General features: G+C 72.3%; 22 protein-coding genes. 12 read left to right on the top strand and 10 right to left on the bottom strand.

The window, feature by feature from the left end:
• Nucleotides 1–60: 60 nt before the first annotated feature.
• The gene (locus tag OHS58_RS08325; RefSeq protein ID WP_328647778.1) at nt 61–1026 is read left to right on the top strand and encodes a helix-turn-helix transcriptional regulator; all 966 of its coding nucleotides are present in this window, start codon (nt 61–63) and stop codon (nt 1024–1026) included.
• Here OHS58_RS08325 and OHS58_RS08320 read toward each other — a convergent pair.
• Both OHS58_RS08320 and OHS58_RS08315 read right to left on the bottom strand, forming a co-directional pair.
• Nucleotides 995–1492: an SRPBCC family protein gene (locus OHS58_RS08320; protein ID WP_328647777.1), complete on the bottom strand. Its 498-nt coding sequence runs from the start codon at nt 1490–1492 to the stop codon at nt 995–997. The genes OHS58_RS08325 and OHS58_RS08320 overlap by 32 nt on opposite strands.
• Nucleotide 1493: 1 nt before the next feature.
• Nucleotides 1494–1829 (bottom strand): ArsR/SmtB family transcription factor, encoded by a 336-nt coding sequence (locus tag OHS58_RS08315; protein ID WP_326950427.1) that lies wholly within the window; start codon nt 1827–1829, stop codon nt 1494–1496.
• An 89-nt stretch (nt 1830–1918) separates the two neighbouring features.
• On the opposite strand from OHS58_RS08315, the gene OHS58_RS08310 reads away from it, so the two are divergent.
• The 6 genes from OHS58_RS08310 (at nt 1919) to OHS58_RS08285 (ending at nt 8111) form a co-directional block, all read left to right on the top strand.
• Nucleotides 1919–3118 carry an ROK family transcriptional regulator gene (locus tag OHS58_RS08310; RefSeq protein ID WP_328647776.1) on the top strand — a complete coding sequence of 400 codons (1200 nt, stop codon included), beginning with the start codon at nt 1919–1921 and terminating at the stop codon, nt 3116–3118.
• A gap of 143 nt (nt 3119–3261) precedes the next feature.
• Entirely contained in the window at nt 3262–4290 is a 1029-nt protein-coding gene (locus OHS58_RS08305) for an ABC transporter substrate-binding protein (RefSeq protein WP_328647775.1), read from the top strand.
• On the top strand, nt 4287–5060 hold the full coding sequence (locus OHS58_RS08300; protein ID WP_328647774.1) for an ABC transporter ATP-binding protein: 774 nt from the start codon (nt 4287–4289) through the stop codon (nt 5058–5060). The genes OHS58_RS08305 and OHS58_RS08300 overlap by 4 nt, the downstream gene beginning before the upstream one ends.
• Nucleotides 5057–5899, top strand: coding sequence for an ABC transporter permease (locus tag OHS58_RS08295; RefSeq protein WP_328647773.1), 843 nt, complete (start codon nt 5057–5059; stop codon nt 5897–5899). The genes OHS58_RS08300 and OHS58_RS08295 overlap by 4 nt, the downstream gene beginning before the upstream one ends.
• The gene (locus OHS58_RS08290; protein WP_328647772.1) at nt 5896–7218 is read left to right on the top strand and encodes an LLM class flavin-dependent oxidoreductase; all 1323 of its coding nucleotides are present in this window, start codon (nt 5896–5898) and stop codon (nt 7216–7218) included. The genes OHS58_RS08295 and OHS58_RS08290 overlap by 4 nt, the downstream gene beginning before the upstream one ends.
• A complete protein-coding gene (locus OHS58_RS08285; protein ID WP_328647771.1) occupies nt 7215–8111 on the top strand; it encodes a TauD/TfdA dioxygenase family protein in 897 nt (298 codons plus the stop codon). The genes OHS58_RS08290 and OHS58_RS08285 overlap by 4 nt, the downstream gene beginning before the upstream one ends.
• 56 nt (nt 8112–8167) lie before the next feature.
• Here the strand turns inward: OHS58_RS08285 and OHS58_RS08280 are convergent, their stop codons facing one another.
• Nucleotides 8168–9355, bottom strand: a complete 1188-nt coding sequence (locus OHS58_RS08280) for an amidohydrolase (RefSeq protein ID WP_326952661.1) — start codon at nt 9353–9355, stop codon at nt 8168–8170.
• 117 nt (nt 9356–9472) lie between these two features.
• On the opposite strand from OHS58_RS08280, the gene OHS58_RS08275 reads away from it, so the two are divergent.
• From OHS58_RS08275 to OHS58_RS08260, 4 genes are all read left to right on the top strand, one after another.
• On the top strand, nt 9473–10561 hold the full coding sequence (locus tag OHS58_RS08275; protein WP_247052582.1) for a carboxylate-amine ligase: 1089 nt from the start codon (nt 9473–9475) through the stop codon (nt 10559–10561).
• A gap of 54 nt (nt 10562–10615) precedes the next feature.
• Nucleotides 10616–11482, top strand: coding sequence for a GNAT family N-acetyltransferase (locus tag OHS58_RS08270; RefSeq protein WP_328647770.1), 867 nt, complete (start codon nt 10616–10618; stop codon nt 11480–11482).
• An 82-nt stretch (nt 11483–11564) separates the two neighbouring features.
• Nucleotides 11565–11873 (top strand): hypothetical protein, encoded by a 309-nt coding sequence (locus OHS58_RS08265; protein WP_328647769.1) that lies wholly within the window; start codon nt 11565–11567, stop codon nt 11871–11873.
• On the top strand, nt 11870–13183 hold the full coding sequence (locus OHS58_RS08260) for a DUF4474 domain-containing protein (protein WP_326952657.1): 1314 nt from the start codon (nt 11870–11872) through the stop codon (nt 13181–13183). The genes OHS58_RS08265 and OHS58_RS08260 overlap by 4 nt, the downstream gene beginning before the upstream one ends.
• A gap of 10 nt (nt 13184–13193) precedes the next feature.
• Here OHS58_RS08260 and OHS58_RS08255 read toward each other — a convergent pair whose 3' ends face one another.
• Genes OHS58_RS08255 through OHS58_RS08240 form a run of 4 tightly spaced genes read right to left on the bottom strand, consistent with a single transcriptional unit; the run spans nt 13194 to nt 17135 of the window.
• Complete coding sequence (locus OHS58_RS08255; RefSeq protein ID WP_328647768.1) at nt 13194–13475, bottom strand: hypothetical protein; 282 nt, start codon at nt 13473–13475, stop codon at nt 13194–13196.
• A gap of 9 nt (nt 13476–13484) precedes the next feature.
• Nucleotides 13485–15353 carry a CheR family methyltransferase gene (locus OHS58_RS08250; RefSeq protein ID WP_328647767.1) on the bottom strand — a complete coding sequence of 623 codons (1869 nt, stop codon included), beginning with the start codon at nt 15351–15353 and terminating at the stop codon, nt 13485–13487.
• Between the two features lie 10 nt (nt 15354–15363).
• Entirely contained in the window at nt 15364–16128 is a 765-nt protein-coding gene (locus tag OHS58_RS08245; protein ID WP_326952655.1) for an ATP-binding protein, read from the bottom strand.
• Nucleotides 16125–17135 (bottom strand): chemotaxis protein CheB, encoded by a 1011-nt coding sequence (locus OHS58_RS08240; protein WP_328647766.1) that lies wholly within the window; start codon nt 17133–17135, stop codon nt 16125–16127. Before OHS58_RS08240 ends, OHS58_RS08245 begins: the two co-directional genes overlap by 4 nt.
• Before the next feature lie 309 nt (nt 17136–17444).
• On the opposite strand from OHS58_RS08240, the gene OHS58_RS08235 reads away from it, so the two are divergent.
• A complete protein-coding gene (locus OHS58_RS08235) occupies nt 17445–17816 on the top strand; it encodes a hypothetical protein (RefSeq protein WP_328647765.1) in 372 nt (123 codons plus the stop codon).
• 280 nt (nt 17817–18096) lie between these two features.
• Here OHS58_RS08235 and OHS58_RS08230 read toward each other — a convergent pair whose 3' ends face one another.
• From OHS58_RS08230 to OHS58_RS08220, 3 genes are all read right to left on the bottom strand, one after another.
• Nucleotides 18097–19689: a phytoene desaturase family protein gene (locus OHS58_RS08230; RefSeq protein WP_328647764.1), complete on the bottom strand. Its 1593-nt coding sequence runs from the start codon at nt 19687–19689 to the stop codon at nt 18097–18099.
• 108 nt (nt 19690–19797) lie between these two features.
• On the bottom strand, nt 19798–20232 hold the full coding sequence (locus tag OHS58_RS08225; RefSeq protein ID WP_247052592.1) for a DUF6292 family protein: 435 nt from the start codon (nt 20230–20232) through the stop codon (nt 19798–19800).
• A 120-nt stretch (nt 20233–20352) separates the two neighbouring features.
• The gene (locus OHS58_RS08220; RefSeq protein ID WP_328647763.1) at nt 20353–20988 is read right to left on the bottom strand and encodes a phosphoribosyltransferase; all 636 of its coding nucleotides are present in this window, start codon (nt 20986–20988) and stop codon (nt 20353–20355) included.
• Nucleotides 20989–21402 lie beyond the last annotated feature (414 nt).

The following is a 21402-nucleotide window of genomic DNA, read 5'->3' as shown; positions in this document are numbered from 1 at the left end:
GCCGGACGCTAGGGACGATTGCGGAAGGGTTCCTTCCGCGATTCCTGGCATCCTCGAAGGATGTTGCAGACCTCCGCACGGCTCCTGCGGTTGCTGTCGCTGCTCGAAACGCGACGCGACTGGACCGGCGCCGACCTGGCCGGCCGGCTCGGTGTCACCACGCGCACCGTCCGCGCCGACGTCGGCAAGCTGCGCGACCTCGGCTACCCGGTGGAGGCCTCCCCCGGTGTCCAGGGCGGCTACCGGCTCGGCGCGGGCGCACAGCTGCCGCCGTTGCTGCTGGACGACGACGAGGCCGTGGCGGTCGCGGTCGGCCTGCGGACCGCCGCAGGGGTCGCCGGGATCGAGGAGACGTCGGTGCGCGCGCTCGCGAAGCTCGAGCAGGTGCTGCCGTCCCGGCTGCGGCACCGGGTGCACGCCCTGCAGGCCGCGACGGTCGCGGTGCCCGGCACCGGCCCGGCCGTCGACGCCGACGTGCTGAGCGTGATCGCGTCGGCGATCCGGGCCGGCGAGCGGCTGCGGTTCGGCTACACCAGCCACGAGGGCACGGACAGCCGCCGCGACGTCGAGCCGCACCGCCTGGTCAGCTGGGGCCGGCGCTGGTACCTGGTCGCGTGGGACACCGGCCGCGGCGACTGGCGCACGTTCCGCGTCGACCGGCTGACCCCGCGGACGCCGAACGGGCCGCGGTTCGCCCCGCGCGAGCCGCCGGAAGGTGACGTCGTGCGGTTCGTGCAGCGCAGCGCGGGCGCGGCGACCTGGCGCTACCACGCGAAAGTCCGGCTGCACGCTTCGGCCGAGCACGTTCGAGCCCGGCTGCCGCTGGCCGTCGACGTCACGGCCGAAGGGCCGGACCGGTGCGTCGCGGAGGTCGGGTCCGACCACGCACCGATGCTCGCGCTGTACCTGGGCCTGCTCGAGGTGGACTTCGAGGTGCTGGACGCGCCGGAGCTCGCCCGGGAGCTGGCGAAGGCGGGTGAGCGGTTCCTACGGGCTAGCGCAGCGAGTTCGCCAGCTCCTCGATGAGGTTCATCTGCTCCTGCATGCCGGCTTCCATGCCGGACTCGAGGATCATGTCCCGCAACGCCTTGCTCGTCGTCTGGGTCAGCAGGTGCACCACCGTGCGGTCGTCTTCGAGGGCGGAGAAGGTGACGGTGTCGACGGGCACGTCGGCGTCCGGCAGCGGATCCGCGCCCTCGAACATCTCGGTGAAGACGAGCTTCTCGTCCGGCACGATTTCGCGGTACTCGCCGTGGAAGGCGACCTCGAAGCCCGCGTTCGCCTTGATCACGTACCGCCAGCGGCCGCCGGGGCGCAGGTCCATCTCGACCTCGGTGGTCGTCCCGCGGTGCCCGGCCCACCAGCGGCTCACCAGCTCGGGCGTGGTCCACGCGCGGTAGACGAGGTGCTTCGGCGCGTTGAACTCCCGCGTAATGAGGATCTGTTCGTCGCTCGGCAGGGTGATCTTCGCGCTCCTCGCCGTTTCCACCATGTCACCGCTCCTGTTCCTTGAGTTCTTCCAGGACGTCGTCCAGCAGCTCGAAGCGTTCCGACCACGTCCGTTCGTAGCGCTTGACCCAGTCGTGGATGGGTTTGAGCGCGGCGCCGTTGAGCCGGTAGACGCGCTGCCGGCCCTCTTCGCGGACGTCCACCGCCCCGACCTCGCGCAGGACCCGCAGGTGCTTGGACACCTGCGGCTGGGCCAGGCCGAGCGCGCCGACGAGGTCGCCGACCGACCGTTCACCGGCCATGAGCTCGTCGAGGATCTGCCGCCGCCGGGGTTCGGCGACCGCGTTGAAGGTGTCCGCCGTCGTCGCTGCTCGTGCCACGCGGCCATCATATTCCCATATGGGCATGTGTCAAGTCCTGCATCCTGGGCACGCTGGGCGCGCGCCGCGGCGTCTGCCACGATCAGGCCATGACGGCGGGGGCCGACGGTCCACAGAGGACGGACGCGCGCGGCGCCCGGCGCAGTGCCAGCGCGAGCGCGGTCCTGCGGGCGGTCCTCGACGACGGGCCGATCGCGCGCAGCACCATCGCGCGGCGGACGGGGCTGTCCGCGGCCGCCGTCACCGGGCACACGGCCGACCTCACCCGGCTCGGGCTGCTGCGTGAGCTGCCCGAGGCCGAACTACGCCGGTCCGTCGGCCGGCCGCACGTGCCGGTCGGGCTCGACACCGGGCGCCACGTCGTCGGCGCGCTGCACCTGGCCGTGCACCACGCGACCGTCGCGCTGCTCGACGTCCGCGGGAATGTCCTGGTACAGCACGAAGAACCGCACGACGGCCTGCCCGCCAAAGACCTGCTCGCGCGGGCCGCGGAGATCCTCGACGACCTGCTGCTCGGCCACGCGCCGGACCGCGAACCGCTCGGCCTGGGGTTCGCCACCGGCGGCTGGGTCGACCGCGACTCGGGCACCGTCGTCGACCACCCGCTGCTGGGCTGGCGCGACGTCCCGGTGCGCGACCTGCTGACGGCGTCGACCGGGCTCACCGTGGCGATCGACGGCCACGCGCGCTCTCTCGTGCACGCCGAACAGCTCTTCGGGCACCCGCGGGCGCGGGACAGCGTCGTGCAGTTGTTCACCGGCAACGTCGTCGACGCGGCGTTCGCCACCGGCACCGTCGTGCACCACGGCCCGCGGTCGGCGGCGGGCGCGGTCGCGCACCTGCCGGTCGACGACAGCAGCGAACCGTGCCGCTGCGGGCGCACGGGTTGTCTGGAGGCGACCGTTTCGGAAGCGACACTGGCGCGCAAAGCCGGCGTTTCCTTTCCGGAACTGCTCGCGCTCGCGACGGCCGGGGAAACCGCGGCGGTGCGGTTGTTCCAGGACCGCGCGCGGCTGATCGGCCAAGCCGTGGCGCTGTTGCTCGACGTGCTGAACCCGGCCGTGCTCGTGCTGGTCGACCGGAGTGTAGCCCAGGTACCCGGCTGCCTTCCCGCCATCCGGGACGAGGTCCGCACGCGCTCCCGGACCTGCGCCGATCCGGCGGAAACCGTTGTGGCGACGAGCTTCCCGGGCGCGGAACTGGCCACGGCCGGCGGCGCGGTGCTGCTCGACATCCTCTACGACGACCCGCTCGGTCCGCTCCTCACGCACCTTTCGCATGCCTCGTGAACCGCGGTAGTTAATTCAGAAACTCGCAAAGTTGACCGTGCTCGCGGCGGCTGCGAACAATTGGGGCATCCCCACCGGCGAACCCGCCGGCCGCATCGGCCGGTGGTCGCGTCGTGCCGACTCCCGAGCCGAAAGAGCCCACCGTGAAGAAAACTCTGCCCGCCCTCCTCGCCGCCGGCCTGGTCGCGGCGCTGCTGTCCGGGTGCGCGTCGGCGACGGCCACCGGCGCGCCCGGGCAACCCGAAAAGCTCGAACTCCGCTACCAGGGCAGCGCGAACTCCGTGACCCTGCCCGAACTCGCCGAGGACCTGGGCTACCTCGGCCCGGTCAAGCTCAAGTGGGTCGGCAACACCATCAGCGGCCCGCAGGACATCCAGTCCGCGGCCACCGACCAGACCGACTTCGGCGGCGCCTTCACCGGCGCGGTCGTCAAGCTCGTCGAGGCCGGGGCGCCGGTCAAGGCGGTCGTCAACTACTACGGCTCCGACGAAAAGTCCTTCCTCGGCTTCTACGCCAAGGCCGGCAGTCCGATCCGGACCGCTCGCGACCTGATCGGCAAGAAGGTCGGCGTCAACACCGCGGGCGCCAACCTCGAAGCCGTCCTCGACCTCTGGCTGCAGCGCCAAGGCCTCTCCGACGACGAGGTCAAGCAGGTGCAGCTGGTCGTCATCCCGCCGGTCAACGCCGAGCAGGCACTGCGCAACGGCCAGCTCGACGTCGCCGCGCTGCAGGGCATCCTGCAGGACCACGCCGTCGCGGCCGGCGGGGTGCGCCCGCTGTTCAGCGACGTCCAGGCGTTCGGGGCCTACAACGGCGGCCCGTACGTGCTGCGCACCGACTTCATCAAGAAGTACCCGGAGACGACGAAGGTCTTCGTCTCCGCCGTGGCCCGCGCGATCGAGTGGGAACGGACCACACCGCGGGACCAGGTGATCGCCCGGTTCACCAAGATCATCCAGGGGCGCGGCCGCAACGAGAACACGAACACGTTGCGGTACTGGAAGAGCGTCGGCGTCACCCGCGGCGGCCTGATCTCCGACCAGGACTACACGCTCTGGTCGCCGTGGCTGAAGCAGCAGGGCCTCATCAAGGGCGACGCGCTGGACACCGGGAAGCTCTACACCAACGAGTTCAACCCCTACCGCGACGGCGCCCCGGCGGTGTCCAAGTGATCGCGATCCGCGCGGTGACCAAGACGTTCGACGCGCTGACCGCGCTCGACGACGTCTCCCTCGACATCGCCGACGGCACGTTCCTGTCCCTGGTCGGGCCGAGCGGCTCGGGCAAGTCGACGCTGCTCGACCTGCTCGGCGGCCTCACCACGCCGACGTCCGGCGAGATCCGCATCGACGGCGAGCCGGTGCGCGGGCCCGGCCTCGACCGCGGTGTCGTCTTCCAGCAGTACGCGCTGTTCCCGTGGCGCACCGCCCGCGCCAACGTCGAGTTCGGCCTCGAAGGCGGCGCGCTCGGCAAGCGGCAGCGGGCCGAACGGGCGCGCGAATACCTCGCCCTGGTCGGGCTTTCCGGCTTCGAGGACCGCTACCCGCACGAGCTGTCCGGCGGGATGAAGCAGCGTGTCGCGATCGCGCGCAGCCTGGCCTACGACCCGGCGGTGCTGCTGATGGACGAGCCGTTCGCGGCCCTCGACGCCCAGACGCGCGAGCAGCTGCAGGACGAGCTGCTGCGGATCTGGCGCCGCACCGGCAAGACGATCGTGTTCATCACCCACGGCATCGACGAGGCCGTCTACCTCGGCCAGCGGGTCGCGGTGCTGACTTCCCGGCCCGGGCGGCTCAAGGCCGTCGTCGACGTCGACCTCGGGGACCGCGGCGGCGACGTCCGGTCGTCGCCCGAGTTCGGGCGGCAGCGCCACCGGCTGTGGGAGCTGCTGCACGACGAGGTCCGCAAGGCCGCCGAGACCGAACGGAGTGCCGTCGGATGACGACCACCCTCGACGCGCCCACTGTCCACACCGGACCGCTGGCCGCACCGGCCCGGCCGCGGCGGTTCACGAAGAGGCTGACCCGGGCGGTGCACGGCTCGGCGGCCGTGGTCCTGTTCGTGGCGCTCTGGGAGCTGCTGCCCCGGTTCGTCCTCGACGAGAGCACCCGGACGTTCCTGCCGCCGCTGTCGGAGGACCTGCGGGCGCTGTGGGAACTGACCCTCGACGGCCAGCTCGCCGACCACCTGGTGGCCAGCATCGGCCGGTCCGCCGCCGGGTTCGCGATCGCCGTCGCCGTCGCGGTCCCGCTCGGGCTGCTGATCGGCTGGTACCGGCCGGTGGCGCGGTTCCTGCAGCCGTTGCTGGAGCTGGCCCGCAACACCGCCGCGCTCGCGCTGCTGCCGGTGTTCACGCTGCTGCTCGGCATCGGCGAGCTGTCGAAGGTCACGCTCGTGGTCTACGCCTGCGTCTGGCCGGTGCTGCTCAACACGATCGCCGGCGTCAACACCGTGGACCCGTTGCTGGTCAAGGCGGCCCGGTCGCTCGGGCTGTCCAGCCCGCGGCTGTTCCGGAAGGTGATCCTGCCCTCGGCGGTGCCGACGGTGTTCACCGGCATCCGGATGGCGGCGTCGTACTCGATCCTGGTGCTGGTGGCCGCGGAGATGGTCGGCGCGAAGGCCGGGCTCGGCTACCTGATCAACACCAGCCAGGTCAACTTCCAGATTCCCCAGATGTACGCCGGGATCATCGCGGTCTCGGTGCTCGGAGTGCTCGTGAACCAGGGTTTCGTCGTCCTCGAACGGCGGTTCTCGACCTGGCGTCCCAAGGAGAAACCATGACCGGGCAACTGCACCTGAACGCTTTCGTGATGCCCAACGGCCACCACGAAGCCGCCTGGCGGCACCCCACGACCGACCCGCGCCGGGCCCGGACGCTGCAGCACTACGTCGACATCGCCCGGACGGCCGAGCGCGGCAAGCTCGACTCGCTGTTCCTCGCCGACGGCGTCGCGTTGTGGGGCAACGTGAAGCACAACTCGCACAGCCACTTCGAGCCGCTCACGCTGCTGTCGGCGCTCGCCGCGTCCACGGTCCACATCGGACTGATCGCGACGGCGTCGACCACCTACAACGAGCCCTACCACCTGGCCCGGAAGTTCGCCTCGCTCGACCACCTCTCCGGCGGCCGCGCGGGCTGGAACATCGTGACGTCGGCGGGTATCGACGAGGCCCGCAACTTCAACCTGGCCAAGCGACCGTCGCACGCCTCCCGCTACGAGCGTGCGGAGGAGTTCATCGAGGTCGTCAAGAAGCTGTGGGACAGCTGGGAGGACGACGCCGCGCTGGTCGACCGCGAGACCGGCGTCTACGCCGACACCGACCGGATCCGGCCGATCGCGCACGACGGCCCGCACTTCCAGGTCCGCGGGCCGCTGAACATCGAACGGCCGCCGCAGGGCCACCCGCTGCTCGTGCAGGCCGGGTCGTCCGAGACGGGCAAGGAGTACGCGGCGCGGCACGCCGAGGCCGTGTTCACCGCGCAACAGACGTTCGCCGAAGGGAAGGCGTTCTACGACGACGTCAAGGGCCGGCTGGCCAAGTACGGCCGGACGCCGGACGAGATCAAGATCCTGCCGGGCATCTCGCCGATCCTCGGCCGCACCGAAGCCGAGGCGCGCCGGCGCGAAGCCGAGCTGAACGCGCTGATCACGCCGGAGTACGGGCTGCGGCAGCTGTCGAAGATGCTCGACCACGACCTCACCGGCTACCCGCTCGACGGCCCGCTGCCCGAGGTCGGCAGCTTCACCGAAGGCGGCCAGAGCCGGTTCGAGCTGGTCGTCGGCCTGGCCCGGCGCGAGGACCTGACCATCCGGCAGCTGCTGGAACGGCTGGCGGGCGGGCGCGGGCACCGCGTCTTCGCCGGGACGCCGGTCCAGGTCGCCGACGAGCTGGAGGCCTGGTTCACCGGCGGCGCGGCCGACGGCTTCAACATCATGCCGCCGACCCTGCCCGGCGGGCTCGACGACTTCGTCGACCTCGTCGTCCCGGAACTGCAGCGGCGCGGGCTGTTCCGCACCGCCTACACCGGATCCACCCTGCGCGAGCACTACGGCCTCGCGCGACCCGTCAACCGCAACCGAGTGAAGGAGCCCGCATGACCACCATCGGCACCGACGTCCGCAAGCTCACCGGGAGGATCGGCGCCGAGATCATCGGCTTCGACATCGCCGGCGAACTCGACGCGTCCCAGATCGCGTTCCTGACCGACGCCCTGCACGAGCACAAGGCGCTGGTGTTCCGCAACGTCGAGCTCGACGACGAGGGCCAGCAGCGCTTCGCCGCCCGCTTCGGCGAGCTGACCAAGGCCCACCCGACCGTGCCCGCCGTCGACGGCGCCCCGACGATCCTGCCGGTCGACAGCGAGCAGGGCCGCGCCAACCACTGGCACACCGACGTCACCTTCGTGCTCAACCCGCCGAAGGCCAGCACCCTGCGCAGTCTCGTGGTGCCGCCCTACGGCGGGGAGACGCTGATCGCGAACGCCGGCGCGGCCTACCGCGACCTGCCGGAACCGCTGCGAGCGTTCGCGGACACGCTGCGCGCGGAGCACACCAACGACTACGACTACGTCCGGCCGCCGGAGACGCTCGACGAGAAGGAGCAGGCCCGGCGCGCGCAGTTCGTCTCGCGCAAGTACCGGACCCTGCACCCGGTGGTGCGGGTCCACCCGGCGACCGGCGAGCGCGGCCTGTTCATCGGCGGGTTCGCGCAACGGATCGCGGGCCTGTCGATCGGCGAGTCCCGGGATCTGCTGCGGCTGCTGCAGTCCTACGTCACGCGGCCGGAGAACATCGTGCGCGTGGCGTGGGAACCCAACCAGCTGGTGCTGTTCGACAACCGGATCACGCAGCACTACGCGATCGACAACTACGACGGCCTCCCCCGCCGCCTCAACCGCGTCACCGTGGCGGGCGACATCCCGGCGGGCATCGACGGCACGCCGAGCGAGTCCCTCGAAGGCGACGCTTCGCACTACACGTCGGTGGCGTAGGTCCGTGAAGGACTCCTTCCCGGCCATAAGAGCCGGGAAGGAGTCCTTCACGGCTTTCAGGACCCGTTCCGCTCCTGGGCCCGGAAGTAGTCCCACGCCCGGCTGACGAGCGACGGGTGCGTCCGCAGGTCGATCGCCGTGCGGGCCAGCGCGGCCGCCGACGCCAGCATCGCCGAACGGCCGCGCGGGCTCGCCGCCGCTTCCGCGAACTCGCGGGTGTGGTCCGGGTACTCCGCGGCCGCGATCGCCACGAACGGGTGGATCGCCGGGACGCGGAGGCTGACGTCGCCGATGTCCGACGACCCGAGGTACACCCCCGGTTCGGGCGGCCCGGCGTGGATGCCGCACGCGGCGAGGTGCTCGGTGAACCGCTCGGACAGCACCGGGTTGTCGCGGAAGTGGGCGTAGCCGCGGCCGAGGCGTTCGACGTCCACCTTCGCCCCGGTCGCCAGGGCCGCGCCCTGCGCGCACGTCGAGACGTCCTCGGCCAGCTGGTCGAGGGCCGCCGCGGTGAGCGCGCGGAGGCCGAAGCGGCCTTCGGCGCGGTCGGGCACGACGGTGGTCGCTTCGCCGCCGTCGGTGATGATGCCCTGGACGTGCGAGCCCGCGGGCAGCCGCTGGCGCAGGGCCGCCAGCGCGCCGAACGCCTGGATCAGCGCGGCCAGCGCGTCGACGCCGTGTTCCGGGTCGGCGGTCGGGTGCGCGGCGCGGCCGTGGAAGGTCAGCTTCAGCTCGACCCGCGCGGTCAGCGGCGCCCACGACCACGAGTGCACTCCGGGGTGGACCATCAGGACGGCGTCGACGTCGTCGAAGATCCCGGCCTCGGCGAGCGCCTGCTTGCCGCCGCCGCTCTCCTCGGCCGGCGCGCCGACCGCGAGCAGTGAGCCGCGGCTGTCGCCGAGCACGTCCTTCGCGGCCAGCGCGGCGCCGAGCCCGGCCGCGGCGACCAGGTTGTGCCCGGAGGCGTGCCCGAGGCCGGGCACCGCGTCGTACTCCAGCAGCAGCGCCACACACGGGCGCCCGGTGCCGGCGCGCGCGACGAACGCCGTGGGCATCCCGGCGGTGCCGGTCTCGACCTCGAAGCCGTCCGCGGCCAGCTCGCCGGTCAGCAGCTCGGCCGCGGCATGCTCCTCGAAGGACGGTTCGGGTCGTGCGTGCAGCGCGGTCGCCACCCGCCACAACCGTTCGTCCAGACGCTCGACCCGTTCGTCCGCCTGCTCGTGAAGCTCTTCGTGCCACTCCATGCCACCGGAATACCCCGAGTGCGCGCGGTCACACAAGCGTAGTCGCGCCGTCACCCGGTTTGCCGCATACCGCGTCCGGGTATCCCGCTGGTTCCCCAACCCCCCAGGAGAACCCCGGTGACAGACCAGGTACTGACCTTCGGCGTCGAAGAGGAGTTCTTCGTCGTCGACCGCCGAGGAATGCTTTCGCACGCCGGCGACGACGTCGTCGACGCGGCGGAAGCGGCCGGCGGCGACCAGGGCGAGCTGCAGCACGAGCTCACCCGGACCCAGGCCGAGGCCGCCACCGACATCTGCCGCACGCATTCCGGTGCCCTGAGCCAGCTGCGCGGGCTGCGGGCCGATCTCGCCGGCGCGGCGGCCAAGCGCGGGCTGCGGGTGCTGCCCAGCGGCTGCGCGCCACTGTCCGAAGTGGAAGCACCGATCATCACGCCCACCCCGCGCTACGAGCAGATGGCCGAACACTTCGGCGCCACCGCGCGGACCGCGCTCACCTGCGGCTGCCACGTGCACGTCGCGATCCCGGACAAGGAGACCGGGATCCAGGTGCTGAACCGGGTGCGGCCGTGGCTGCCGGCGCTGCTCACCCTGACCGCCAACTCGCCGATCACCGACGGCTACGACACCGGTTACCACAGCTGGCGCTACCAGCAGTGGAGCCGCTGGCCCTCGGCCGGCCCGCCGCCGAAGTTCGCCTCGCTCGACGAGTACGAGAGCGTCGTCGACGCGTGGCTGCGCGCGGGCTCGATCCTCGACCGCGGGATGGTCTACTGGGACGTCCGACTCTCGGAAAACCAGCCGACGCTGGAGTTCCGCATCGCCGACGTCGCCGCGACGCCCGAAGAGGCAGTGCTGCTGGCCGTGCTGGCGCGCGGCCTGGTCGCCACCGCGCTGGACGACAGCGCGCCCCCGCCGGACCTGCCCAACGAGGTGCTGCGCGGCCAGCTCTGGCGGGCCTCGCGCGACGGCGTCACCGGCCGCTGCCCGCACCCGCGCACCGGCGACCTCGTGCCCGCCTCGGTGGTGCTCGACGACCTGATCACGCTGACGGGTCCCGCGCTCGAAGCGGCGGGCGACCGCGAGTTCGCCTGGGAGGGAACGGCACGCCTGATCGCCGGCGAAGGCGGCGCCGATCGGCAGCGCGAGTCCTTCGCGAAGCGGCAACGCGCCGCGGACGTCGTCGACCTCATGTCGGTGACGCCGTAGGGCCGACCCGAAAACCGGGTGCGGACCGCCGCGTGCTGGTGTGTGATCACGGGTATGGCGATCGTCGTGGAGACCCCGGGAACCGAAGGCCTGACCGAGGCCGTGGCGGCGCTGCGGCAGTGGCAGAGCGACGACGCGCCGCTGCAGCTGCACCCGGGAGACCTGGGCTGGAACTACCGGTTCGGTGCGGCGGCGACGGCCGCGGTGGTCCGGACCTGGACCCGCGACGGCCGGATCGTCGCCGTCGGGCTGCTCGACGGCCCCGGGCTCGTGCGGCTGACGATCGCGCCGGACGTGCGGCAGGACGCGGAACTGGCGCGGCAGCTGGCCGAAGACGTGTCCACCCCGGAACGCGGTGTCCTGCCCGCGGGGCCGGTGTCGGTCGAGGCACCGGACGGCGTGCTGCTCCGGGACGTGCTGGCCGGGGACGGCTGGCGGGCCGACGAGCCGTGGACGCCGCTGCACCGCGATCTCGCGGAGCCGGTGCCGGAGGTGGACCTGCGGATCGAGGTGGCCGGGCCGGCGCAGGCGGCGGTCTGGACCGAGGTCCTGCGGGCGTCGTTCGACCGGTCGACGGCCACCGAGGACCGCTGGCACACGATGGCGGCCGGGTCGCCGTACGCCGACGCCCGGAGCCTGATCGGGTACGACGGCGAAGACAACGCCGTGGCGATCGTGACGGTGTGGTCGGCGGGTCCCGGCCGGCCCGGGCTGATCGAGCCGATGGGCGTGCACCGCGACCACCGGGGTCACGGCCACGGCCGGGCGATCACCGTCGCCGCGGCGGCCGCGCTCCGGGAGCTGGGTTCGTCGAGCGCGATCGTCTGCACCGCGAGCGCCAACGCCGCCGCCGTCGCCACCTACGCCTCGGCCGGCTTCCGGCCGCACCCCGAGCGGCTGGACCTGCGCCGGGACAACTAGGAACCAAATGGCCGAACCGGACGTCTGACCGCGGCGTGGGTGTTACGTTTTCCGCGCGAAACGTCACGCGGGAGGATGTTCGGTGGGGTTCGAGGTCGATGTCGCGGACATCAGCAAGGCGGCGGCCAAGCTCGGCGCGGGGACGCCGCCGTCGCTCGCCGCCGGGGGCTCGCCGAACGTCGGCGGCACGGACCGGGCCGCCGGCTACGCGGGTGACTACGACGTCTGGCTGCTGACCCGGCAGGAAGACCTGCAGGCCGCGCAGCAGCAGGTCGAGAGCCTCGTCGAAAGCATCAAGAGCGCCGCGAAGAGCTACGACAGCACCGACGCCGACGCCCGTGACGCCTTCCTGAAGACCCTCGACAGCGGCTTCGAACGGATCGACCGATGACGTCGGTGTTCGACCGGATCCGCGGGCTCGCCGACCAGGTCGAGAAGGGCAGCACGACCGAACTGGACGACCGGGCCCGCGCCTGCCGGACCACCAAGGAAGCCGTCAAGGACGCCAAGGCCCTGGTCGAGAGCGTCCGCGTGGAGCTGAGCCAGGGCTGGCACGGCGGCGCCGGCGAGGCGGCGCTCTCCTCGCTCGAAGACTTCAAGAAGAACCGCGACGAACAGGCCGAAGATCTCGAGGAGTCGGCGAAGTCGTTCGAGGTGGTCCGCGACGCGCTGGCGAAGGCGCAGCTGGAAGCGCGGAGCAAACGCGCGGACGCCGACGCGTTGCAGACGAAGCTCGACAACGTGTGGCACGGCCTCGGCAGCGGCACGGGCACCGTCGTGCTCGCCTGGGCGGAGGACAAGATCATCAAGGGGCGGGCCCTCGTCCTGCTGGCCGACATGCAGCGGGTGGTGACCACCTACGACGCGGTGCTGCTCGTCGAAGGCCTGAAGATCCGCAACAAAACGGGCCGGGTGTGGGAACTCGCGGGCTCGGAGAAGCGGAACCCGGCCGAGATCGCCGCGATCATCCTCGCCGAGATCCCCGGCCTCGCCGCACTGGTGGCGAAGAACCCGAAGCTCGACCTCGCCCTGCTGAGGGGCGACTGGGACACGATCATGCAGGACCCCGCGGTCGCCCGGAAGATCTACGACTACTTCGGCTTCGAGTACGTCGAGGACGGCGACTTCTACACCACCGGCGAGCATTCCGTGCAGAGCTACCTGGGCTGGCACGACATCTACGACAAGATGGAACAACTCATCGGCGCGGACCTCGACCGCACCAGCGCCCAGGGCGACAACATGGAGTTCACCGATCCCGAGACCGGGAAGCAGTACCGCCTGGAACTGTGGAAGGGCGGCTACGGCTTCGGCAGCGCGTTCGGCGGCGAAGTCGGCTTCTACACCAGCGACGCCGGGGACGACTCCGGCTACTTCTCCGCCGCGCAGGGCGACGACCAGATCAAGGTGACCCAGCAGATCTACGACAAGGAAAGCGGCGAGGTCTACTTCACCAACGACGGCCAGGGCGCCGACGGCACCGACAAACGGCACTTCTGGAACCTGGCGATCCGCACCGACCCGGACGTGGACCCCGGCCGGCTGGGCCAGCGCGCCACGATCGAGGTGCAGGACGTCGGGATGCGCGACCGGATGTACGACGAGATGACGCGGTACGCCACCGCGCACCCCGAAGAGCACCTGACCGTCACGAAGGGGTCCGACGACCCGCCGGTCCTCAGCTACGACTGGCGGAAGTGACCCGCGCCGCTCACACCGCGGAGACCGGCTTGAACTCCCAGGGCCCGTCATCCCGGTTGTCCCGGTCGCGCCGGTCGGCCCGGCCGCGCGGCCGGACGTCGTGGTCGGCGAGCCCGGCGTACACCTCGGCGACGTCGATCAGGCCGGCGACCTCGTCGGCGACGTGCTGCCCGTGCCGCTCCTCGATGTCTTCGAGCCCCGCCCGCACCGCCGCGGTCGCGGCGCTGCGGGCCGTGGCCAGCAGCGTGCGGGCCAGCTCTTCCGAACCACCGGCGCGTCGCGACTCGTTCATGGCCCCAGCCTAGGCGGAGCCGCCGGCGCCCGTGCGGGTTTCCTCCATCATCAGCAACGCGCCGTGGCTGCGCCCGTCGGCCCCGCGCAGGGAGCTGCACATCAGCCGGACGACGACCGCGCGACCGCGGCGGTTGATCGCGTCCAGGGTCAGCTCGGCCTGCGATTCGGCGTCGGCCAGCGCGTCGCGGACCACCGGGCGCAGCTCGGCGAGCGGCAGGCCGATGTCGAGGTTGAGCAGGTGCGTGCCCTCGGCTTCTTCCCGGCGGACGCCCCAGAGCTCCTCGGCGCCGCGGTTCCAGGCCTTGATCCGCATCTCGGTGTCGATCACGACGATGCCGGCCTGGATCGAGGTCAGCACCGACTCCAGGAAGTCGTTGAGGTCGTCGAGCTCGACGCCGCGGTCACGCAGGGCGTCGTTGATCGTCTGCAGCTCGTCGTTGGTGGAGTGCAGTTCCTCGTTCATGGTTTCGAGCTCTTCGTTGGTGGACTGGAGCTCCTCGTTGGTCGTCTCCAGTTCCTCCACTGTGGACTGGAGCTCCTCGTTCGTGGTCTCCAGCTCCTCGTTGGTCGACTGCAGCTCCTCGTAGGCCGACTCGAGCTGCCGGTTCGAGTGCTCGAGCTCGGTGAGCAGCAACCGCGCCCAGCTGACGTCGTGGAACACCACCGACACGCCGAGCAGGCTCTTCTCCTTGCCCAGCAACGGGTTGACGTGCACCTCGTACCACACGACGTCGCCGGCGCGGCGCCATTCGACGTCCTTGATGCGCAGCGACCGGCGCTCCAGGCGGGCCTGCTCGACGTACGGGCGCAGCGCGACCGGGCGGTAGGAGACGTCGAGGTCCCACAGCTTGCGGCCGATGTCGCGTTCGGACAGTCCGAACGCCAGCTCCGCCTGCTGGTTGATCAGCGCCGTCACCTCGTCGCCGGTCACCACGATCTGGGCGACGGGGCTGGCCGAGAAAGCGTGTTCGCGCAGCTGGTCCAGGCCCGAGACGTCGGCCGGGCGCCGCGCCGGGTAGCCGTAGGTGACGAAGCGGTTGTAGCCGACGGGTGAGTTGGCCACCTTGCGGAACACCCGCCGCTTGAGGTCGAGCGGCTCGAAGATGCGGCCGTGGCTGAGCAGCATCTCGGCCTTGCCCAGGAACATCATGCCGCGCGGGGCGAGTGCGAAGTGGAACCGCTCGAGGATCTTCGTCTGGGTGTCCGCGTTGAAGTACATCAGGGTGTTGCGGCACACGAGCAGGTCGATCCGCGAGATCGGGGCGTCCTGCACGAGGTCGTTGCGGCCGAAGATGACCGAGCGGCGCAGGTCCTTGCGGAAGCTGTACCGGCTGCCGTACTGCTCGAAGTACTCCTCGACCTTGTCCTCGGGCACCCCGTCGAGCTCGGCCGGGGTGTAGGTCGCCTGCCGCGCCTGGGCGAGCGCCTCTTCGTCGACGTCGGTGGCGTAGATCTTGACGCGTTGGCGGAAGGCGTCGACCCCGATCGCCTCGGCGAACGCGATCGCCAGGCTGTAGGCCTCCTGACCGGCCGCGCAGCCGGCGCTCCAGACGCGGATCGGCTCTTCCGGGGTGCGTTCGGCCAGCAGCGCGGGGATCACCTGCTCGCGCAGGTAGTCCCAGGCGTCCGGGTCGCGGAAGAACCCGGTGACGTTGATGAGGATCGTGTTGAACAGCGCGACGAACTCGTCCGCGTTCACCTGCAGCTGGTCGATGTAGTCGGCGAAGCTCCCGGCCCCGACCTGGCTCATCCGCCGCTGGACGCGCCGCATCAGGCTGGTGCGCTTGTAGCCGGTGAAGTCGAACCCGCGGGACTCCTTCAGGTAGGTGAGCACCGACTCGAATTGGCGGTCGGCCTCCGGCCCGGGATCCGTCACCGGGGATACGCTACCCGGCCCGGTTTCCCGGGCGGCCGCGCCTGGTCAGCACCGCCCAGACCACCTTGCCGCCCGACCAGGACCGGCTGCAGCCCCACACCCGGGCGACCTGCGCCACCAGCTGCAGCCCGAGGCCGGCTTCCCCGGGACCGAGCCGCTCGTGGCGCACGGCCGGGCGCGGGTCGTCGTCGCCGACCGCGACGGTGAAGATGCCGCGCCGCAGCTCCAGGCGCAGCCGCGGCGCGTAGATCGTGTGCCGGATCGTGTTCTCGACGAACTCGGTCGCGATGAGCTGCGCGTCCTCCTCGTGCTCCGGCACGCCCCACTCCGCGCAGACGCGGGCGACGAACTGCCTGGCCAGCGCCGACGCGCCGGTCATGGGCGCGAGCAGCTGCACCGCGCGGCGGCGCGGCGGGTTGTCCCGTTCCCGCTCGGCCGTGCCGACGTCGGCGTGGACCGCGACGAACCGGTCGATCGACCGGTTCGCCAGCAGGGCCAGGTGCTCCGGCCGCGTGGAGACGAGCGCGAACGGGACGCCGGGCCAGTCGCCGATCCGCATGGCGACGACGGAGAAGACGCTCGCCAGGCTGTCGTCGTCGACGCGAAGGCCCTGGATGTCGGCGACGACGCTGTCGGGGGCGTCCGTGGCGATCTTGAGCAGACCGTCGCGCAGGTCGGGATAGGTGTCGAGGCTGAGCACCCCGGTCACCGTCACGACGGTCGAGCCCGCGCGGACGTCCGGCACCAGGGTCACGGCCGCGCGGTCGGCGGTCACGGCGTGGGCCCGGTCTCCGGGTGACGGGCGATGAGGAACCTCCGCAGGGTTTCGGCGGCCGTCGTGCACTCGTGCACGGTGGTGTCGTAGCGGCCGGTCAGGCCGGCGAGGCCGCGGTGGCTGGTGTCGCGCTGCATGCGCCGGGCCAGCGCGGCCTTTTCGTCGAGGGAACGCAACGCCGTCCACAACGCCCGCTCGAACTCGGCGTCGTGGGCGCTGAGCAGGGCTTCGGCCGACCACGCGTGCCCGATGCGGCAGCGGTACTGCCCGTGCGGCTGGCTGATTTCCAGCAACGTGCCCTGGCAGTCCGGGCAACTGTAGCCCGAGGCCGGGGTCCCTTCGCCGGGCTCGACCGCGTCCAGCCGGACGCCGTCGCGCGCGATCCGGTCCTCCAGCAGCAGCGCCGGCGACGGCGGGTCCACCGTGACCGCGTCCACCGGGACGCGCACCAGCTTGTCCAGCACCTTGCCGAGCACGCCGGCCGGGTAGACGTGCTCGGTCGGCGTCCGGGCCAGCGCGTTCGTGGGCATGTCCGGGTAGAGCGCCTCTTCGGGGTCCTGGACCATCGCCAGGCCGCCGCGCTCCACCACCGAACAGAGCCCGACGGAGCCGTCGTCGAGCGCGCCGGAGAGCACGACGCCGATCGCCGCGGGGCCGGCGGCGACCGCCGCGGACCGGAGCGTGGCGTTGATGGCGGGCCGGTGGCCGTTCTCGGTCGGGCCGCGGCTGAGCATCAGGGCGTCGTCGGCGATGAGCAGGTGCCGGTCGGGCGGGGCGACGTGGATGACACCCTTGGTCAGCGGCCCGCCGTGCCGCGCGGGCACGGCGGACAGGGCGCCGGCGCGGCTCAGGATCTGGGGCAGGGCACTCGACGCGCCGGGCGACAGGTGCATGACGGCCAGGATCGCCGCGGGGAAGTCCGCCGGCAGGGCCTGGACCAGGGTTCGGAGGGCCTCGACGCCGCCCGCGGAGGCGCCGATCACCACGACGTCACGCTGGAAGGGCACGGCGACCACCTCCTCACCCCCGTCACGGTAGCCGTATCGTCCGCTTCGGGTAACCGAGACCGGCTGGTTGGTGACCGGGCCCCGAGCCGAGGCCCGGCCGTTCGCGTCCACTGTGGACGGCGCCGCACGGTCGCTCGCGATGGTCGGCCCCGGAGGTTCCCCGGCGCGGGCCGTGATTAAACATCACTCGGGCGGGGAAGATCTTGAGGGACCGAGGTCCCGGAAACGCCAGGGGGCACCGTGAGTGAACGCCGATCCATCCGAAAGTGTAGTGGTCCCCGTACCCGTTCTTCCGGGAGCCTGGATGGGATGTCAGACGGATCAGGACCCGACCGGCGGAGCACCGCCCCCACCGTGCGCTGGCGCGCGTCGATAGGCTTGGCCGTCGGCGCCGACGGCCCGGTGTCGAGCATCGTCGAGTCCGACCACGGCAGCGAAGGCTCCGCCCGCGAGTGGATCGAACGAAAGCTCCCCCGCACCCGCTTCCCCGCGTGGATCCCGGCAGCCCGCCGAGCGGACGGCGTAGAGCTGTTCGGCCGGGTGGCCCGCGGCCAGGTGGTGACGGGCCGCCTGCTGCCGACGTGGGAATCGGACACGGCCACCGAAATCTGGCACGCAGACCGCACGGGCGACCAGGTCCAGTGGCGCCGCTGCGCGATCCCGGCGGCGGAGGAGAACTAGCGCTTCGCGGTGCCGTGTCGGGCACTCGGGTCGCCGTGGTGGCCGCTCCGGTCACCGCGGCTAACCGCTCCCGACACCGCGTTGGCCTGCTTCAAGCGCCATGTTGGCCACTCGGGTCACCGTGTTGGCCACTCCGGGTGCCATGTCGGCCGTTCCCGTTAGCGGGTTGGCCGTTGGTGGGCAGCTGGCCGCCCGCCAAAGGCCACCACGATCTCCCGAGTGGCCAACACGGCGGCCGGAAGGGCCAACAAGCCGCCCAGCCCGCCGACCAGTGCTGGCCTCAGCCGTAGATTGCTCGGTGGGCCGCTCGGATCAGCGCCGCGTAGCCGCCGCCCAGCTTGCCCGCTCGGGTCAGGGCCGCGCGGGCCGCGTTGGCTCCCGGGCCGCCGTGGACTGCTCCGCCCGGGTGGGCCGATGCGCCCGCCAGGTACAGGTGGTCCACCGGGGTGTCCGCGCGGCCCGTGCCCGGGACCGGGCGGAAGAACAGCTGCTGGTGGATCGCCGTCGTGCCGCCGTTGATCGCTCCGCCCACCAGGCCCGGGTTGTGCTCCGCCAGCTCTGCCGGGCCCTGGACGTAGCGGTTCTTGATCAGGCCCGCGAACCCCGGCGCGTGGGCCTCGACCGTCTCCTCGATCCGCTTGACCCGTCGTTCCAGCGCGCCTCGACCGGCCATCGAGCCGCGCGGGACGTGCGTGTACGCCCACGCCGCCTCGGTGCCCGCCGGCGAGCGGTCCGGGTCGGTCGTCGTCATCTGGCCGAACAGCAGGAACGGCCGGCGCGGCGTCCGGCCGCGCGCCAGCTCGTTGCCGAACGCCGAGAGGCCGTCGAGGTCCGTGCCGAGGTGGACGGTGCCCGCGCCGCGCGCGCCCTCGGCCGTCCACGGCACCGGGCCCGACAACGCCCAGTTCACCTTCACCGTCGCGCTGTCCCACTCGAACCGGCGCAGGTCGTCGACCAGCCGCGACGGCAGCCACTCCGCGCCGACCAGCTCGCCGTACAAGATCGGTGCCGGGACGTCGGCGAGCACCGCGCGGTGCGCCCGGACCGGGTCGCCCGCGGCGTCGCGGACGCCCAGCGCCCGCCCGCCGGCGACGATGACCTCGCGCACCGGACGTCCACAGTGGACTTTCCCACCTCGGGACTCCAGGCGGCGCACCAAAGCCGCCGTCAGCTCCCCCGCGCCGCCCGCGGGGGCCGGGAACCCGGTGTCCTGCCCGATCATCGCCAGCAGCCAGCCGAACACGGCGCTGCCCGCGTTGTCCACGGAAACGTCGCTGTGCGCGGCGTTTCCGGCCAGCAGCAGCCGCGCGCCCTCCCCCGCGAACACCTCCTCGCCGAACCGGCGCGCCGGCAGCGTCAGCATCCGCGCCAGGCGCAGCGCGTCGGCGGTTCCAGTGCGCCGCAACAGCTTCAGCGCCGGACGGACCGGCGGGAACGGCGCGAACAGCGCCGCCAGCAACGGTTCCTGAAGTTCTTGCCACTGCGCGGCCAACGCCCGCCACGCGTCACCGTCGCCCGGCGCGAACTCGTCGGCCGACGCCGCGGTGCGGTCGAGGTCGCGCGAGAGCACCGCGCACCGGTCGTCCGGCAGCACGTGCGCGAGCACGTCCGGGGCGTGCCGCCACCGCAGGCCGTGCTCTTCGAGCCCGAGGCCCCGGATCGCCGGCGACACCGCGCCCAGCGGGTAGAACGAGCTGAACAGGTCGACGTGGAAGCCGGGTTCGGTGACCTCGGCGGTCTGGACCGCGCCGCCCGGCCGGTCCGTCGCCTCCAGGACCAGCACCGACCAGCCGGCGTCGGCCAGCATGTTGGCCGCGACCAGGCCGTTGTGCCCGGCGCCGATCACCACCGCGTCGGCGGCTTCCGTGCTCACTGGGCCTCCCGCTGGTCACTCCTGGTCGTCCCAGGGTAGTGCGATCAGGTCCGGCCGTCACCCGGCGGGGCGCACTGTGTCCGATGTGGACGGACGAACGGGTGGCCCTCAGGCCTGGCCTTCCGGCAGGCAGACGCTCTTCCCGGCGTAGGCGGCGAGACGCTCGTCGAAGCCGTCCGCCGCACCGGGTCTGCGGAAGTCCGGCGGGTCCGGCCGGCCCGGGTAGCCGTCCCCGTAGAGGTCGCGGACGAACTCCTCGACGGCGCACGGCGCGGGCAGCAGGTCCTCGCCGAGGTAGGCCAGCACGACCACGTCCTCGCCGGTCGCCGACTCGACGGCCGCGGCCCAGCCGTCCTGCTCGTCCCACAGCAGCGCCGTCTCGTGGTCCGGGAACCGCTCGAGACGCAGTTCGAGCGCCAGGTAGGCGGTGGCGGGCACCTCGACCTCGCAGAACCACGCGGGCGCGTCGAGCTTGCTCGCGACGGCCAGCAGGTACTGCCGCAGTCCGAGCGCCGGCGCGCCGAGTCCGTCCCGTTCCGCCATGACACCTGCCCCATCAGTCGGTACCCCCGCCCGGTGATACCCCGCCACCCAGCCGCTCAATCGGGTGTTCCCCGGGTGGAGCAGCACGTCACGGTGCGTCCTCTGTGGAACCGCCGACGGTCACCGGGCGAGCAGCGCGAGCACCTCTTCGTCACGCGTCTGGCGGAAATCGGCGTACCACTGGCCGACGGCGCGAAACTCCGGCGGCTCGACGACGCTGACGACGTCGTCGGCCTCGGGCAGCAGCGTGACGGCGTCCGGAGCGCACACGGGAGCGGCGAAGACCAAGGTCAGCGGCTCGCCGGCGCGCAGGTCACGCAGCACCGCCCGGGCGGTGACGCCGGTGGCGAGCCCGTCGTCGACGAGGATGACGTCCCGGCCGGCGCAACCCACCGGCGGCCGATCCCCGCGGTAGCGCGCGAGCCGGCGGCGCGCTTCGGCCCGTTCGCGGTGTTCCGTCCGCGCCAGCTCACCGGCGGTGAGGTGCAGCGCCCGGAGGCTCGTGTCGGAGTAGAGGGCCGGGCCGTGGGGCGTGACCGCGCCGACGCCGTACTCCCGCCGCCCGGGCGCGCCGATCTTCCGCGCGACCGCGACGTCCAGTTCGGCACCGAGCCACCGCGCGACGACGGCCGCCACGGGCATCCCACCCCGCGCGAGCCCGAGCACGAGCGGATCGGCCCAGGTCCGCCGCGCAAGCACCCGCGCCAGCCGGCGGCCGCCGTCCTCGCGGTTGGCGAAAACCTGCGACGAGGACACGAGAGCTCCTCTCACCCGACGAGAGCCTCCCGGGTGAGTGTCCTCCTCGGGCGGGTCTGGGGAGGAGTCCCGGCCCACGCGGGTAACGCCGGGACGTGGAGCCACCGGCAGGCCGGACGGGTCTACGCCGACGCCGGCCCGGCCAGGACCCGCCAGCGGGCCCGGACGGGGAAAGTTCCAGCCAGGTGCCGACGGATCGCGTCGCCGCGGGCGGGTCCGGCGGACAGGACACGTGCATGCCGCCGCGGGTAAGAGCCGCTGCCCGCAGGTCCAGGCGCGAGTGCCGCTGAACCAGCGAGCAGGACATGCGTATGCCCGCCGCGGGTGAGAGCCACTGCCCACGGGCCCGGACGGGAGTGCCGCTGAGCTGCCGGACCGAGCACGCAAGTGCCGCCCCGGGCGAAGAGCGGGCCC

The organism is Amycolatopsis sp. NBC_00348 (assembly GCF_036114655.1).
In the GTDB taxonomy this organism is placed as follows: domain Bacteria; phylum Actinomycetota; class Actinomycetes; order Mycobacteriales; family Pseudonocardiaceae; genus Amycolatopsis.
This window is presented reverse-complemented; position numbering and strand designations above follow the sequence as displayed.

Coding starts and splice junctions, on each gene's coding strand:
- OHS58_RS08325 (WP_328647778.1), top strand. CDS start 61: ATGTTGCAGACCTCCGCACGGCTCCTGCGGTTGCTGTCGCTGCTCGAA.
- OHS58_RS08320 (WP_328647777.1), bottom strand. CDS start 1,492: ATGGTGGAAACGGCGAGGAGCGCGAAGATCACCCTGCCGAGCGACGAA.
- OHS58_RS08310 (WP_328647776.1), top strand. CDS start 1,919: ATGACGGCGGGGGCCGACGGTCCACAGAGGACGGACGCGCGCGGCGCC.
- OHS58_RS08295 (WP_328647773.1), top strand. CDS start 5,057: ATGACGACCACCCTCGACGCGCCCACTGTCCACACCGGACCGCTGGCC.
- OHS58_RS08290 (WP_328647772.1), top strand. CDS start 5,896: ATGACCGGGCAACTGCACCTGAACGCTTTCGTGATGCCCAACGGCCAC.
- OHS58_RS08285 (WP_328647771.1), top strand. CDS start 7,215: ATGACCACCATCGGCACCGACGTCCGCAAGCTCACCGGGAGGATCGGC.
- OHS58_RS08280 (WP_326952661.1), bottom strand. CDS start 9,355: ATGGAGTGGCACGAAGAGCTTCACGAGCAGGCGGACGAACGGGTCGAG.
- OHS58_RS08270 (WP_328647770.1), top strand. CDS start 10,616: ATGGCGATCGTCGTGGAGACCCCGGGAACCGAAGGCCTGACCGAGGCC.
- OHS58_RS08260 (WP_326952657.1), top strand. CDS start 11,870: ATGACGTCGGTGTTCGACCGGATCCGCGGGCTCGCCGACCAGGTCGAG.
- OHS58_RS08255 (WP_328647768.1), bottom strand. CDS start 13,475: ATGAACGAGTCGCGACGCGCCGGTGGTTCGGAAGAGCTGGCCCGCACG.
- OHS58_RS08235 (WP_328647765.1), top strand. CDS start 17,445: ATGTCAGACGGATCAGGACCCGACCGGCGGAGCACCGCCCCCACCGTG.
- OHS58_RS08225 (WP_247052592.1), bottom strand. CDS start 20,232: ATGGCGGAACGGGACGGACTCGGCGCGCCGGCGCTCGGACTGCGGCAG.